Raw genomic sequence first — 14,645 nt, 5'->3', positions numbered from 1 at the left:
CCCCTTATACTTGTTTTTGCAAATAGCTGACCAATTGATCAATTGATACTTCTTGCTGTTCGCCAGATTCCATATTCTTTACATTTACAACTTGTTTTGCTAGCTCATCTTCACCTAGAACAACAACAAATTTTGCTTGTACACGATCAGCTGCTTTGAACTGAGCTTTCATTTTTTTATCTTGATAATCTTTATCGGCTACAAAGCCTGCGCGTCGAAGCGTATTTACAATTGAAACGGATTTTTCTTTTGCTTCATCACCCATGGTTACTACATAGCAATCTACGCCTGTTTCTACCGGAAGCTCAATTCCTTCTGCTTCCAAGGCAGATAATAAGCGTTCGATACTTAAAGCGAATCCGATACCCGGTGTTTCAGGTCCGCCGATTTCTTGAATCAGCCCATTATAACGGCCTCCGCCACAAAGAGTTGTAATGGCGCCAAATCCTTCTGCTTCACTCATTAGTTCAAATGCTGTGTGATTATAATAATCTAACCCGCGTACCAGCGTCGGATCTACAACATAGTCAATGTCTAAATCAGTTAAGTACTGCTGTACTTTTTCAAAATATTCTTTTGAATAGTCGTTTAAATAATCAAGAATAGACGGCGCTGTAGCCATCAGTTCATGGTCACGATCTTTTTTACAGTCTAAAATACGAAGAGGATTTTTCTCCAATCTGCTTTGGCAGTCGCTGCAAAACTCTCCAATGCGAGGTGCAAAGTGGTCGATAAGCGCTTGACGGTGAGCTTGACGACTTTCTGTATCTCCTAAACTGTTAACAACCAACTTTAATTTTTTTAATCCAAGCGATTGGTAAAAGCTCATTAACAGGGCAAGAACTTCAGCATCAATAGCTGGATCATTTACTCCTAATGCTTCTACGCCAAACTGAACGAATTGACGGAAACGTCCCGCTTGAGGTCGTTCATAGCGAAACATAGGGCCAATATAAAACAGCTTGGTTGGCTGCGTTGGATTTCCAAACATTTTATTTGAAACAAATGATCGTCCAACTGCAGCTGTTCCTTCTGGGCGAAGCGTTAAGCTGCGGTCACCTCGATCTTTAAATGTGTACATTTCTTTTTGCACGATATCTGTTGTTTCTCCCACTCCGCGCAAAAATAATTCAGTGTGTTCAAACATTGGTGTACGAATTTCTTGGTAGTTGAACGCACGGCAGATCTCTCTTGCTCGCTGTTCAACAAACTGCCAATATTCTACTTTGCCCGGTAAAATATCTTGTGTGCCTCTAGGTATTTGAACTGACATAACGTGATATGCCTCCTATTTTTAAAATTTACAATACAAAAAAACTCTCGCCTCTACTATTTTTCCATAGTAGGGACGAGAGTTAATCTCACGTGGTACCACCCTAATTGAAACATATGACATGTTTCCACTCATTTCGTTAACGCACGAACACGTTCATCTCCTACTAAGTTTCCCTTTTCAGAGTGAAGCCTCCTGAGTGTTCTTTCATAAAGTCATCATGTAGAAATGCTTTCAGCCTAAGACATTTCCTCTCTAGCCATGTGTCATCTTTACTACTTTTCTCGATCTTTGGCTTATCAATATAAAAATGTTATACATTCATTTTAATTTAGCAATTGCTTTCTATATTACGAATGAAATGAGCAGTTGTCAAGCACCTTTCATGTTAAGAGCGGTCTAATTGTTTTCTTAGTTTCTGAATATCTCGAAGCGTTAAACCAAATTCAGAAGCCAACTCAAGGGATGAAGCTTCACTTTCTCTGTCAATAAAATCATGAAAATGAATGCCAAATACCGGATTTACCTGCTGAAATGATTGTTCACCTTTTTCACTAAACTTCATCGTTTCTTCCTCCCTGCCTACACTTACTTATCCTTTTATTAGCATTGCCCAAAAAAGATGTTTTTACATAAGAGAAAGGATTTTTTTTATTTTCATCGAATACTCTATTTTGTTATAAAAAGGAGGTCTATCTATTCGCCATCTAAACATGAAGTCTGTATCTGTTTTGGCTGCAAGTATCCTTTTATTACTGTGCTCTTCCTCATTTGAGCGCCCAAATGTACCGGTGCATCAACCCATTATTGTAACAGCTGACTCTCTTCATGTACGGAGCGGTCCAGGACGTTCATTTTCAATTACAAATAAATTGACGAAGAATACAAGACTATCCGTTTCAGACCGTCAAGGAGATTGGTATTATGTAGAAAGTTCGGGTATTCAAGGCTGGGTGTTTAAAAAATTCACGAAAACCGTAGCGCTTCGCAGAGTTCAGCCTAGCATGCAGGTAGCACAGCGTCAGCCTGTCTATACGCTGAGTAAAAGCTTGCGGCACCTAAAGGGCAAAACAATTATTATTGATGCAGGCCATGGTGGAAAAGACAAAGGAGCCATCGGCACACAGGGCACATATGAAAAAGACCTCACTCTCCGAACAGCACTTATTTTACAAAACAAACTTCAAAAAGAAGGCGCACACGTCATTTTAACCCGCACCCATGATGAGTACCTTCTACTTTCACAGCGCACGCTGCAATCGACTAAAGCAGATGCTTTTATAAGCATTCACTACAACAGTACGAACAGCTCACAGCTAACTGGCCTTATGACGTATTATTACCATCAGCATCAGGACAGTCCACTCACACATTCTATTCATCAGTCCCTTATTAATCATGCAAAATTGAAAGACAAAGGAGAACGTTTTGGAAACTATTATGTTCTTCGCGAAAATACACGTCCGAGTACATTAATTGAACTGGGCTTTTTAAGCAACGAAAGGGAAGAAACGTATATTAATTCCATCAGTTATCAGCAAATGATTACGTCCGCTATCGCTGAAGGATTAAATCACTACTTTCAAAGCAAAGAAAAAACGCAGGCTCATCTGTGAGTCTGCGTTTTTTCTTTGCTTTCTACAATAAGTGTGACCGGTCCGTCATTTGTAAATGATACGTCCATCATTTCACCAAATGCGCCGGTCTCTACTCGAACATTTTTTTCTGATAATACTTTATTAAAATAGTTGTAAAGCGTTACAGCATGATCTGGCCTAGCAGCTCCCATAAAGTTTGGTCTTCTGCCTTTTCGGCAATCTCCGTACAGCGTAAATTGAGATACCGATAAAATTTCTCCTTCTACATCTAGAAGCGACAAATTCATTTTGCCAGACTCATCATCAAACACTCGCAAATTCACAATTTTATCTGCTACATACTCTGCATCAGCTTCAGTATCGTCATGGGTAATGCCCACTAAAAGCATATATCCGTGCTTAATCTCACCGACCGTCTCTCCTGCAACAGTTACTTTTGCATTCTTTGCTCTTTGTACGACTACTCTCATGTATAACTACCTTTCTTAATGCATAATTCGGCGAACTGAATAAATGTCTCGAAGCTGCTTAATGCGCTCAACCACTTTATGAAGGTGACTGATGTTATGAATAGAAATTGACATATGAATCGTAGCCATTTTGTTTCGGTCCGATTTTCCTGAAACGGCTGAAATATTCGTTTTAGTCTCGTTTACAACCTGCAGAACTTCATTTAGTAAGCCTCTGCGGTCGTATCCGGAAATTTCAATTTCCACGTTAAACTCTTTGCCTTCTTTAATATGTGTTTCCCACTCTACAGGAATAAGGCGGCTTTCAGCATCATCTGTGTGAACGTTTAAACAATCTGCTCTATGAACAGATACTCCTCGCCCCTTTGTAATAAAACCAACAATCTCATCTCCAGGAACTGGATTACAGCATTTAGACAAGCGAATCAGCATGTTCTCTACACCCGGTACGATAACCCCGGAATCTTTTCGTTTATGCTGGCGAACACGCTTGGCTGCAGTGTCGCGTGCAATATCATCAATTTGGATCTCTTGTTCTTGATCACGCTGCTTTCTCCACTTCTCGGTTAAACGATTAGCTACTTGAGCCGCAGTTAATCCGTTATATCCAATAGCTGCATACATATCATCTTCGTTTGAGAAATTAAACTTCTCCGCTACTCGTTTGATATTATCAGCTGTTAATACTTCTTTTAAGTCAAACTCCATTTGACGAATTTCTTTTTCAACCAGCTCTTTGCCTTTTTCAATATTTTCATCGCGGCTTTGCTTTTTAAAGAATTGGCGAATTTTATTTTTGGCTTGAGACGTTTGAGCAAGCTTTAACCAGTCCTTGCTTGGACCATACGAATGCTTAGACGTCAAAATTTCGATAATGTCCCCCGTTTTCAAACGGTAATCAAGCGTAACCATCTTGCCGTTGACTTTTGCTCCAATGGTTTTATTTCCGATTTCAGAATGAATACGATAGGAAAAATCAATTGGAACAGAACCCGAAGGAAGCTCAATGACGTCGCCTTTTGGCGTAAAAATGTAAACCATGTCAGAAAACAAATCAACTTTTAGAGATTCCATAAATTCTTCTGCATCGTTTGCGTCATTTTGAAATTCTAAAATTTCTCTGAACCACGTCAACTTTTCTTCAAATGAAGCATGCTCAGCTGTTTTTCCTTCTTTGTAAGCCCAGTGAGCAGCAATTCCATACTCAGCAATTTGGTGCATGTCAAACGTTCGAATTTGAACTTCTAACGGATCACCTTTTGGTCCGATAACCGTCGTATGAAGAGACTGGTACATATTTTGTTTTGGCATTGCAATATAATCTTTGAAACGTCCCGGCATTGGCTTCCAGCAAGTGTGAATAATTCCTAACACCGCATAGCAGTCTTTAATGCTATTTACAATAATGCGCACAGCTAGTAAATCGTAAATTTCATTAAACTGCTTGTTTTGCAGTGCCATTTTACGATAGATGGAATAAATATGTTTTGGACGTCCTGAAATTTCAACTTTAATCGACACTTCATCTACTTGCTCTCGAACTTCATCAATAACTTCAGCCAAATACTGCTCGCGTTCCGCACGCTTTTTCTTCATCAAATTTACAATGCGATAATATTGCTGAGGATTTAAGTAACGTAAAGCTGTATCTTCAAGCTCCCACTTAATTTTTGAAATACCAAGACGATGAGCAAGAGGAGCAAAAATTTCAAGCGTTTCATTTGAAATGCGTCGCTGTTTTTCCTGCGGTAAATGCTTTAGCGTACGCATGTTATGAAGACGATCCGCAAGTTTGATCAGTATGACTCGAATATCTTGAGCCATTGCTACAAACATCTTGCGGTGATTTTCAGCCTGCTGCTCTTCTTTAGACTTATATTTAATTTTTCCCAGTTTTGTTACGCCGTCTACTAACATTGCTACTTCTTCATTAAAAGCTTTTTCTAAATCTTTTAGTGTTATCTCTGTATCTTCAACCACATCATGTAGAAATCCAGCTGCAATTGTTGCTGGATCCATATCTAGATCAACTAAAATTCCTGCGACTTGAATCGGGTGGATAATATATGGTTCACCCGACTTGCGATATTGTTCTTTGTGAGCTTCTTTTGCAAAATCATATGCTTTTTGTACAAAAGCCACATCTTCTTCATTTAAATATCGCTTCGTATTGTCAATGACCTGTTCCGCTGTTAGGACTTGCTCATTTGCCATGAAATCACCTTTTATCAACTAGCATTTTTAATTCATATTGTAACTATTATCTTGAAAAAATCCAAGGATGTAAAGCCTTTGCGTTTAATTTATCAAATTTACATCATTTCCATTTTACGTATTAACGTTTTTTAACGAAAAAAGAGCACCTGTATCAGGTACTCTTCTTTATGTGATCGTTCTTCTTAATACGTCATTAATGTGAATACATCATAACCGTCTAGTTTGTCACGGCCATCAAGGTAAGAAAGTTCAATTAAGAACGCAGCTCCAACAACAATTCCGCCTAATTCTTCGACAAGCTTAATTGTCGCTTCAATTGTACCGCCTGTTGCTAATAAATCATCTGTAATCAACACGCGCTGACCTGGCTTAATTGCATCTTTGTGAATCGTTAATACGTCTTTACCGTATTCTAAACCGTAATCTACTTTGATTACTTCACGCGGTAATTTTCCTTCTTTACGAACAGGTGCAAAACCGATACCTAACGCATATGCTACTGGACAACCAACGATAAATCCGCGAGCTTCCGGTCCTACGATAATATCAACTTGTTTATCATTCGCATATTTTACAATCTCATCCGTTGCGGCACGGTATGCATCACCATTGTCCATTAATGTTGAGATATCTTTAAATGTAATACCTGGTTTTGGCCAGTCAGGTACAATTGTAATATAATCTTTAAAATTCATTCTAATGTTGCCTCCTCATTCCATCGAACGCTTAAAAATATCTTGAAATTGATTTTTAAGCTGTACATATGACGTATAAATAAAGTTTTTTTCTATTTCAATCTGCTGCTGCTTTTGGCGATAAGTCGCAGATTCTATTAAATCACGTTTCGCAGAATTTTTCACTAACGAAATTAAGCCATTGTTTATTGTAACAAATTCTAACTCAAAAAACACCTTTGCCATAAAATCAATCGTTTCTTTTGACCAGCCCTTATGAATCGCTAAATCTTCTTTGTAGCGTTTTAAATCAAATGGACCCTTTTTCGCTAAAAAGCCGTAAAACCATTTAAAATGATCGCGAGTTGGGATTGTATCAAAATAATGGTCTTCTTCCGTTAAGAAAATAGCGTATAGTCTAGAAGGGATACCTTGGACAAACAAACATTCAAGCCATTTCTGTGAAGGAGGCAAATCTAATAAAACGATTTGTTCCCCTGCAAACATACATGCTTTTGCCTGTTCTTCATCTTGAATAAGAACAACATGCTCCATCGGCAGCAACGACTTGTATTTATCAATTGTTGAAGCGTGGAAAGCAACAACTTTCATTTGATCCGTAAATACCTGCTGAAAGAAACGTTTGACATCAACTGCACTGCGATAATCAAACATCTGCCATTCATCTACAGAAATATCTTCCACCATCAGCTGCGGCTTGCGCATATTATTCCACTCATTAATAGATAGTTCACCTACTAATGATACTTTAGCTATAGGAGATACTTCATCTAATATATAGCCTAACCCAAATCCTACTGCATCAACCGATACACCGCTGTCTTCAAATACGAGTTTTAAATGATTTTTATTAGCACCAATTTTCCGCATAGATGTTGTATGAACATCTTTAATGAGAACTTTTGGCTTCGGGTTATGCATACCAAATGGAGCAAGCGCACTCATTTGTTCAATGTTTTCCATCGTAATTTCCTCTGTTGTGCATACTGTATCAACTGATGTAATTGGAATAAAATCCTGTTTGGTTAACACGTTGCTTGCTTGTTCATTAAGACGTCTGCGCAGCTCTTCTACATCATCGCTGTTTAATGTCAGGCCGGCTGCCATTGGGTGCCCTCCAAAATGTGGCAAAATGTCACGGCACTTAGATAAGTTCGCGAATAAGTCAAAACCTTCGATACTTCTTGCTGAACCCTTGGCAATACGGTTTTCAGAGTCAATACTTAGTACAATTGTTGGTCTGTAGAATTTTTCTACGAGCCTAGAAGCGACAATTCCAACAACGCCTGCATTCCATCCTTCTCCCTCTACAATAAGAACGCTGTTTTCACCCGGAGGATACATACTCTCAACAAATTCAACGGCTTCTTCTGTAATATCGTTTACGATTTGCTGCCTTTCCTTGTTTAACGCATCAATTTCTTTAGCTAAACCTTTTGCCTCTTCAGCATTTGTCGTCATAAGCAAATGAACAGCTGGATCGGCATCTTGAAGACGTCCTACTGCATTAATGCGAGGAGCCATCGCAAATCCAATTGTATCCTCATTAATTTCTTCACGTTTTACTCCACATACGCTCAGCAGCGCTTCAATTCCGGTGCGCTTCGTGAGCTTGAGATAATCAAGACCTTTGCGAGCAATTAAGCGGTTTTCGTCGACTAAAGGAACTAAGTCAGCAATTGTCCCAATTACTGCTAGTTCTAACAAATGTTCCGGAAGCTCCCCTAACAGCGCATGAGCGAGTTTAAAAGCCACCCCTACACCTGCCAGTTCTTTAAATGGATATGTACTTCCCGGCAGCTTTGGATGAATAATTGCATAAGCATCCGGTAAAACTGGCCCCGGCTCGTGGTGATCGGTAATAATTAAATCAAAATTTAATTCACGTGCATACGCAGTTTCTTCGACTGCCGAAATACCTGTGTCTACCGTAATCACCAGCTGATAGCCGCCCGCGTTTATTTTATCAAATGCCGCCTTATTCGGCCCATAACCTTCTGTAAAGCGATTAGGAATATAAAAATCAACATCAGCTCCAAGCTGCTGTAAAGCAGTTAACATAACAGAAGTGCTGCTGACGCCGTCAGCATCGTAATCTCCATAGATCATAATTTTTTCATTATGATCAATTGCTTGCTGAATACGAGCTACTGCTTTGTCCATATCGTGCAACAAAAACGGATCGTGGAACGTTTGTGCATCAACGTGTAAAAACTCACGCGCCGCTTCTACTGTTGTCATGCCTCTATTAAGTAATAACGAAGCTACTAGAGGTGTAATATTGAGGTTTTCTACAAATTCATTAACAAGTTGTTCATCACATTCTTGAACATTCCAACGTTTTTTTGACTGTAACATGTCTCTTCACCCCTTAACCCACATTATTATACTAGAGTGGATGAAATGGAGCAACGAAAGAAAATAAGCACATTTTTCTGACAGTACGTCTTGAATTTTCACGCACAAAAAAAACGTGCGAATACTTCGCACGTTTTTGAATTACTTGCTTTCTACTTCTTTTTGTTCCTCACGCTTCAACTGTTTTCCTTTCCACACAAGCCATAGCTGAGCAGCAATAAACACAGATGAATATGCACCAAGGATTAAACCTACTAACAGAGCAATTGAGAAGTTTTGAATCGATTCACTTCCGAATAGAAGAAGTGCTACAACTGCAATCACAACTGTTAACACGGTATTCATCGAACGAGTAAACGTTTCACGCAAACTTAGATTTACGATAAACGCTAAGTCGTCAAACGTTTTGGATTTAAATTTCTGCATATTTTCACGAATGCGGTCAAACGTAACGATCGTATCGTTAATTGAGTAACCAACAATCGTCAAGACAGCAGCAATAAACGTTAAATCAACCTCTAACTTCGTTAAGCTGAAGACCGTAACGATAAAGAACGCATCATGCAACAGGGCAAGCACGGCTGCAAGTGCCATGTAAAACTCAAACCGTATCGTTACATAGATAATAATTCCAATTGAAGCAATGGCAATTGCCATCATTGCATTTTTCGCCAGTTCTTTTCCAACCGTCGGCGAAACGGTGCTTACATTTGGTTCAGAACCATATTTATCTTTAAAATGATCTTTTAAATTGGCAATTTCTTTTTTATTCAAGACCCCAACTACACGTACGACACCCGTGTCATTACCTTTTCCTGTAATGACTACGTCATCCGTTTTGATATTAATGTACTTCATTTCACGCTGTATCTCAGACTGTGTCACGGTATGATTTGCTGGAATCTCTATACGAGTTCCGCTCGTAAAGTCAATACCAAGGTTCAATCTGAACACAACAACCGAGATAATACCGATAATAACAAGGACGCTTGAGAACGTGAAGAATGCTTTACGGTATTTAACAAAATCAAGTTTATCCCATGCTGTAGGCAAAACGGTTGTGCCGTCGTCTTTACTTAGGTCGTGAATTTGTTCTTTCTTTACGCCAAAGTAGCCTGGTTTTTTATCAAACCAGCGGCTATTTACTAAAAGACTCATTAATAACCGCGTACCGTATACGGCCGTAATAAAGCTTAGTACAATCCCGATCATTAACGTTGTAGCAAATCCTTTTACTGAACTTTGACCATAAAAGAACAATACAAGAGCCGCTAGCATCGTTGTAATATTGGCATCAAAAATGGTCGCAAGAGAGCGACGATTTCCTGCCCGGTATGCCGATATAACAGACCTTCCTGTTTTGAGTTCATCTTTAATCCGCTCGTAGGTAATGATATTCGCGTCTACTGCCATACCTACGCCGAGAATAAGAGCCGCGATACCTGGAAGCGTCATAACCACGTGCATCAAGTCAAATACAACTAAGTTCAAGTAGATATAGAAACTGAGTGTAATAATAGCAATAAGCCCCGGTAAACGGTAGAAAAACAGCATGTAAAGGAAGATAATTCCGATGCCGATAATACCCGCTAATATAGTCGTGTGAAGAGCTTCTTCTCCAAACTGTGCTCCAACGGATGTAGAGTATAGCTCATCCAATTTAACCGGCAGCGACCCGGCGTTTAGTAATTCCGCCAGCTGTGTTGCACTTTTCACTGTGAAGTTTCCACCTGAAATCTCAACATCTGGCTGTGTTAACACGCTGCTAACAGAGGCTGCAGATAGATACTTCGGATTTTGTTTTGTCGCTTCTTTTTGGTACGAGTCTTTTCCTTCTTCATAGTCCAGCCAAATGACAATTAAATTGTTAGGTGCTGGTTTTTGAGAAAGCTCTCGCGTGATCTTTTCAAATTTTTTCGCATTTTTTAACTTTAGTGAGACGCTAGGCTGATTACTTTGGTCAAACGATTGCTTTGCTCCGCCTTGCGCTAAGTCTGTACCATCCATCAGCACCTTATCGTTCACGTCACGGAACGTTAAGTTTGCTTGAGTTGATAACAGATCCCTGGCTTGCTTTTGATTCGTGACACCAGCTAGCTGAACGCGGATACGGTCATTTCCTTCAATTTGAATGCTAGGCTCACTAACTCCCAGTACATCGACACGTTGACGCAGCGCTTCAACCGTGCTGTTAAGTGCCTTTTTGTCAATGACATCGCCTTTTTTAGCTGGACTGACTTTATATAAAATTTCAAATCCACCTTGAAGGTCGAGGCCAAGTTTAATATCTTTTGTAATTCCAGTCATCGTTGTTCCGATTGTACTAAACACAAGCAGTACTAAGAGGAAAAAGGCAACGATACGTCCTCTTTTAACCATCGACAGAAAATCCTCCTTCTTATGTAAAAAACATGAAATGATAACAATAGATAAATGACCAATCTAATTATCATTCATAACCTAATGTCTGTCAAATAAAGACCTTATCAAATTTTAATACATGTATTTTACAAACTCTACTTTAATAATTCTTTCCAGTCTTCTCCATTATTAACACTTGAGAACATATCAGATTTATAAGATTCAATTGTTACATAGCTCATCACCTGCGTGATCTTAACAGATAAAATATCATTTACCACTTGATGGAGAGATAGCTCCTTTTCTTTTTTCCATTTTTTCATTTCTAAATAACTCAATAAATCGTTCTCCGTTACTTCTTCATATCCAAGCATATGAAATTCTTCCATTTTGCTGGATAAGACAGGCTGTATAAGTTCTTTCGAAGCTGAAATAAATGGATGTGTCATATCGATCCTCCTTTCTGTTTGACATTTCGCGTAAAATTTCTTTCTCGTATGAGGAATACTTGTCATGCTTGGACACCGGGGACGCATATATTCACTGTATAAACCTCAAGAAAGCAGTGAGTATATGTCTAAATTTTTACAGGGAACTATTATTTTAATAATTGCTGGCTTAATTACACGTGTACTCGGGTTTGTCAATCGAATTGTGGTGGCTCGAATGATTGGAGACGAAGGTGTGGGACTTTATATGATGGCGGTCCCCACGCTGGTATTAGTAATCACCTTAACACAGCTTGGGCTACCGGTTGCCATATCCAAGTTAGTGGCAGAAGCAGAAGCTTTAGGTGACAGGCATAAAATAAAAAAAATACTTGTCGTCTCTTTAAGTATTACGTGTACGCTGAGCGTTTTATTTACGCTCGGACTAATATTATTCGCTCCCGTTGTAGCAAAAACCTTCTTTACAGATTCACGTACGATCTATCCGCTGCTTGCGATTATTCCAGTTATTCCAATCATCGCCGTCTCGTCTGTCATCCGCGGATATTTTCAAGGAAAGCAGCAAATGAAGCCTGCTGCTTATTCTCAAATTATCGAACAAGTGGTGCGCATTACGTTAATTGCCGTATGTACAAAAGCATTTTTGCCCTATGGAATTGAGTACGCTGCGGCTGGTGCTATGCTATCTTCCGTATTTGGAGAACTAGCTTCACTGTTTTATATGATGTTTATGTTCAAGCGAAAGAAGAAAATAACGGTAAGACGAAAATTTTTTGCTTCTTTACATGCGGGCAAAGATACGTTCTTTGACTTAATGCGAATTGCTCTTCCCACGACAGGAAGCCGCATGATTGGGTCAATTTCTTGGTTTTTAGAACCGATTGTAGTAGCTCAAAGTTTAGCAATTGCAGGAGTAGCGACAGCTGTAGCAACGAAGCAGTACGGAGAATTAACAGGCTTTGCACTCCCTCTCCTGATGCTGCCTTCTTTTGTAACGGTGTCTCTATCCACGTCTTTGGTTCCCGCAATCAGTGAATCTCTTGCACAGAATCAAATGAAGCAAATCGAATATCGGCTTCATCAAGCTCTCCGCTTGTCGTTTGTAACAGGCGGGCTAGCCGTTGTTGTTCTTTATGTATTTGCTAATCCGGTAATGGAATTGATGTATGGTTCTGACAAAGCTGCTATTTTTGTCAAAGTCATGGCGCCTTTTTTTATCTTTTATTACTTTCAAGGGCCGCTTCAAGCTGTTCTGCAGGCGCTAGACCTTGCAAAAGCCGCCATGATTAACAGTTTTATAGGAGCAGCGGTCAAAACATCTCTTATCTTCTTACTCGCAACTCAGCCAAACCTAGGCATTATGGGAGCTGGTCTTGCAATTGTTGTGGGAATGATGCTTGTCACTCTTTTACACCTGTCTACCGTCATGAAAAAAATCACGTATAAGATTCATGTGTTTGAGTATCTTCGCAGTTTTTCTGTAATGGGAATATCAGGTTTTACCGGACACTTCGCTTATATGAACCTTTTCACTTCCATCCCTTTGAGCTTACGAACCGTTTTATCGATTGCACTTACAAGCGTTGTATACGTACTGTTTTTGCTGCTTTTTAGACTGATAACAAAAGAAGAATTAAACCGTTTTTCTGTTTTACGCTATTTTAAACGAAAATAAAACGCGGAGCAATCCGCGTTTTATTTTTTCACATCTACCAAATCTATAAAAAATTTTCCGTTGTCGTAGCTGCAATATGAAATCTTATCTAAGTTTGAATACCCTCGCTTTTCCAGCTCTGTCCTTAACCATTCCGTCGTTTTATGTTCATGCAGCAGATGCTCTTCTTGAATAATGCCGTCAATGATAAAAGGCAAATTCAAATTGCCTTTTTCACCTGATTGCTGATCTTTCTCAAACACGGATAGCCTTCCTGAAGATTCTAAAATAGCAAATTCAACATCAGCTACATTTTTTATATTTTTATCACGCAGCTGCACGAGCAAGTCATTGAAGTTATATCGCTGCCTTTTCATTTCATGTTCGTTTATTTTTCCATTTTCAATGATAATACTAGGTTTGCCATCAATAAAGTTTCGCATTCGATTGCTTTTAAGAGACCATATAGCTAAGCCGATTTGAATAATAAGAAGCGTTAACATCGGAAGAATTGAATACAGCAAAGGATCTTTTGGGTTTTCAATAGCCATTACTGCCATTTCAGCAATCATAATAAAGACAACTAAATCCAAAATGCTCAGCTCTCCTATTTCCCTTTTACCCATGACGCGAAAAATAATTAAAACTACTACGTATAAAAGCACGGTTCGCGCAACCATAATCAATAGTTCCACTGCAAAGACCTCCTTTATGTATTCCCTTGTAGTTTGTACCATTTATTTTAAAATAGCCTTACTTTTATGCGTCTATTTTGAAGTCATCCCGAATATGCTCGTACTAAGGGTTCACCTATCTTTTTATTTCATAAGGGGGAAACAAGTTGGGTGCAAAACGAATGAGCAACGCTGTATTTGCAGGAGTAGCAACAATCTTAGTGATGGCTTTAGCGATTAGCATTATCTTTTCGCTTATTTTAAAGTTTACATCGCTTGAAGAACAGTCGGTCCGTTTATTTTTACTTATTCTCTCATTTATTACACTGTTTATCGGAGGATTTATCGCGGGAGGACGAAACGGTTCAAAAGGACTTCTCGTTGGAGGAGCCACTGGTATTTCTTATTCTTTTTTAATGTTTTCACTACAATTTCTCGGCTATAGTCACCTGTTTTCTGCACAGCAGCTTCTATTTCACGCTGGATTTATTGGAGTCGCTATTCTGGGGGGAATTGTTGGCGTAAACATTGCCGGTTCACGAGAAGCATAAAAAAACGTCACGTACATGTACGTGACGTTTTTTTTATTAATCTACGCTTCTTACTTCACGAATAGCATTGCGGTCAAACGTTAATTTTGAACCGTCAGTGCTGCGAACCACAACTTGTGACTCATCGATTGCGTCTACCAAACCGTGCATACCGCCAATTGTAACAACCTTATCACCTTTTTTAAGTGCTGATTGCATTTGCTGTACGTTTTTTTGACGTTTTTGCTGTGGACGGATTAACAAGAAATAGAAAATGACAAACATTAAAAGTAATGGCCAAATATTTTGTAAAACACCCATGAAAACTCCTCCTTTTATTTATATTATCAACAGGTACTCATTCAT

At 39.0% G+C, this 14,645-nt stretch carries 13 protein-coding genes and 1 other annotated feature; of the genes, 3 read left to right on the top strand and 10 right to left on the bottom strand.

Annotated features, from left to right (window positions below; translation table 11 throughout):
* Positions 1-4: 4 nt before the first annotated feature.
* Together hisS and AC1DEF_RS01375 are read right to left on the bottom strand one after the other, a co-directional pair.
* Positions 5-1,273 (bottom strand): histidine--tRNA ligase, encoded by a 1,269-nt coding sequence (gene hisS, locus AC1DEF_RS01380; RefSeq protein WP_016765628.1) that lies wholly within the window; start codon positions 1,271-1,273, stop codon positions 5-7.
* A 68-nt stretch (positions 1,274-1,341) separates the two neighbouring features.
* Positions 1,342-1,574: a binding site (T-box leader), on the bottom strand.
* An 87-nt stretch (positions 1,575-1,661) separates the two neighbouring features.
* Positions 1,662-1,838, bottom strand: a complete 177-nt coding sequence (locus AC1DEF_RS01375; RefSeq protein ID WP_013059305.1) for a hypothetical protein — start codon at positions 1,836-1,838, stop codon at positions 1,662-1,664.
* A 148-nt stretch (positions 1,839-1,986) separates the two neighbouring features.
* Here AC1DEF_RS01375 and AC1DEF_RS01370 point away from each other — a divergent pair, with 148 nt between their 5' ends.
* Positions 1,987-2,889 carry an N-acetylmuramoyl-L-alanine amidase gene (locus AC1DEF_RS01370; protein WP_477727292.1) on the top strand — a complete coding sequence of 301 codons (903 nt, stop codon included), beginning with the start codon at positions 1,987-1,989 and terminating at the stop codon, positions 2,887-2,889.
* On the opposite strand, the gene dtd is transcribed toward AC1DEF_RS01370, so the two are convergent.
* From dtd to AC1DEF_RS01340, 6 genes are all read right to left on the bottom strand, one after another.
* Positions 2,880-3,341 (bottom strand): D-aminoacyl-tRNA deacylase, encoded by a 462-nt coding sequence (dtd, locus tag AC1DEF_RS01365; protein ID WP_043976137.1) that lies wholly within the window; start codon positions 3,339-3,341, stop codon positions 2,880-2,882. The two genes, AC1DEF_RS01370 and dtd, sit on opposite strands and share 10 nt — an antisense overlap.
* 15 nt (positions 3,342-3,356) lie before the next feature.
* On the bottom strand, positions 3,357-5,555 hold the full coding sequence (locus AC1DEF_RS01360) for a RelA/SpoT family protein (protein WP_013059308.1): 2,199 nt from the start codon (positions 5,553-5,555) through the stop codon (positions 3,357-3,359).
* Between the two features lie 185 nt (positions 5,556-5,740).
* Positions 5,741-6,253, bottom strand: a complete 513-nt coding sequence (locus tag AC1DEF_RS01355; protein WP_013059309.1) for an adenine phosphoribosyltransferase — start codon at positions 6,251-6,253, stop codon at positions 5,741-5,743.
* Positions 6,254-6,268: 15 nt separating this feature from the next.
* Complete coding sequence (recJ, locus tag AC1DEF_RS01350; RefSeq protein ID WP_097824626.1) at positions 6,269-8,611, bottom strand: single-stranded-DNA-specific exonuclease RecJ; 2,343 nt, start codon at positions 8,609-8,611, stop codon at positions 6,269-6,271.
* A gap of 141 nt (positions 8,612-8,752) precedes the next feature.
* Positions 8,753-10,990 carry a protein translocase subunit SecDF gene (secDF, locus tag AC1DEF_RS01345; protein WP_097824627.1) on the bottom strand — a complete coding sequence of 746 codons (2,238 nt, stop codon included), beginning with the start codon at positions 10,988-10,990 and terminating at the stop codon, positions 8,753-8,755.
* 137 nt (positions 10,991-11,127) lie between these two features.
* Entirely contained in the window at positions 11,128-11,421 is a 294-nt protein-coding gene (locus AC1DEF_RS01340; RefSeq protein ID WP_025750585.1) for a post-transcriptional regulator, read from the bottom strand.
* Between the two features lie 64 nt (positions 11,422-11,485).
* On the opposite strand from AC1DEF_RS01340, the gene spoVB reads away from it, so the two are divergent.
* Positions 11,486-13,096 (top strand): stage V sporulation protein B, encoded by a 1,611-nt coding sequence (spoVB, locus tag AC1DEF_RS01335; RefSeq protein WP_097824628.1) that lies wholly within the window; start codon positions 11,486-11,488, stop codon positions 13,094-13,096.
* A gap of 20 nt (positions 13,097-13,116) precedes the next feature.
* Here the strand turns inward: spoVB and AC1DEF_RS01330 are convergent, their stop codons facing one another.
* Positions 13,117-13,770 carry a DUF421 domain-containing protein gene (locus AC1DEF_RS01330; RefSeq protein WP_411970477.1) on the bottom strand — a complete coding sequence of 218 codons (654 nt, stop codon included), beginning with the start codon at positions 13,768-13,770 and terminating at the stop codon, positions 13,117-13,119.
* Positions 13,771-13,916: 146 nt separating this feature from the next.
* Here AC1DEF_RS01330 and AC1DEF_RS01325 point away from each other — a divergent pair, with 146 nt between their 5' ends.
* Positions 13,917-14,300 (top strand): TIGR04086 family membrane protein, encoded by a 384-nt coding sequence (locus AC1DEF_RS01325; protein ID WP_340447106.1) that lies wholly within the window; start codon positions 13,917-13,919, stop codon positions 14,298-14,300.
* Positions 14,301-14,336: 36 nt separating this feature from the next.
* On the opposite strand, the gene yajC is transcribed toward AC1DEF_RS01325, so the two are convergent.
* Positions 14,337-14,600 (bottom strand): preprotein translocase subunit YajC, encoded by a 264-nt coding sequence (gene yajC / locus AC1DEF_RS01320; protein WP_013059316.1) that lies wholly within the window; start codon positions 14,598-14,600, stop codon positions 14,337-14,339.
* Between the last annotated feature and the right edge of the window lie 45 nt (positions 14,601-14,645).

Source organism: Priestia sp. 10L35 (assembly GCF_056395685.1).
This window is presented reverse-complemented; position numbering and strand designations above follow the sequence as displayed.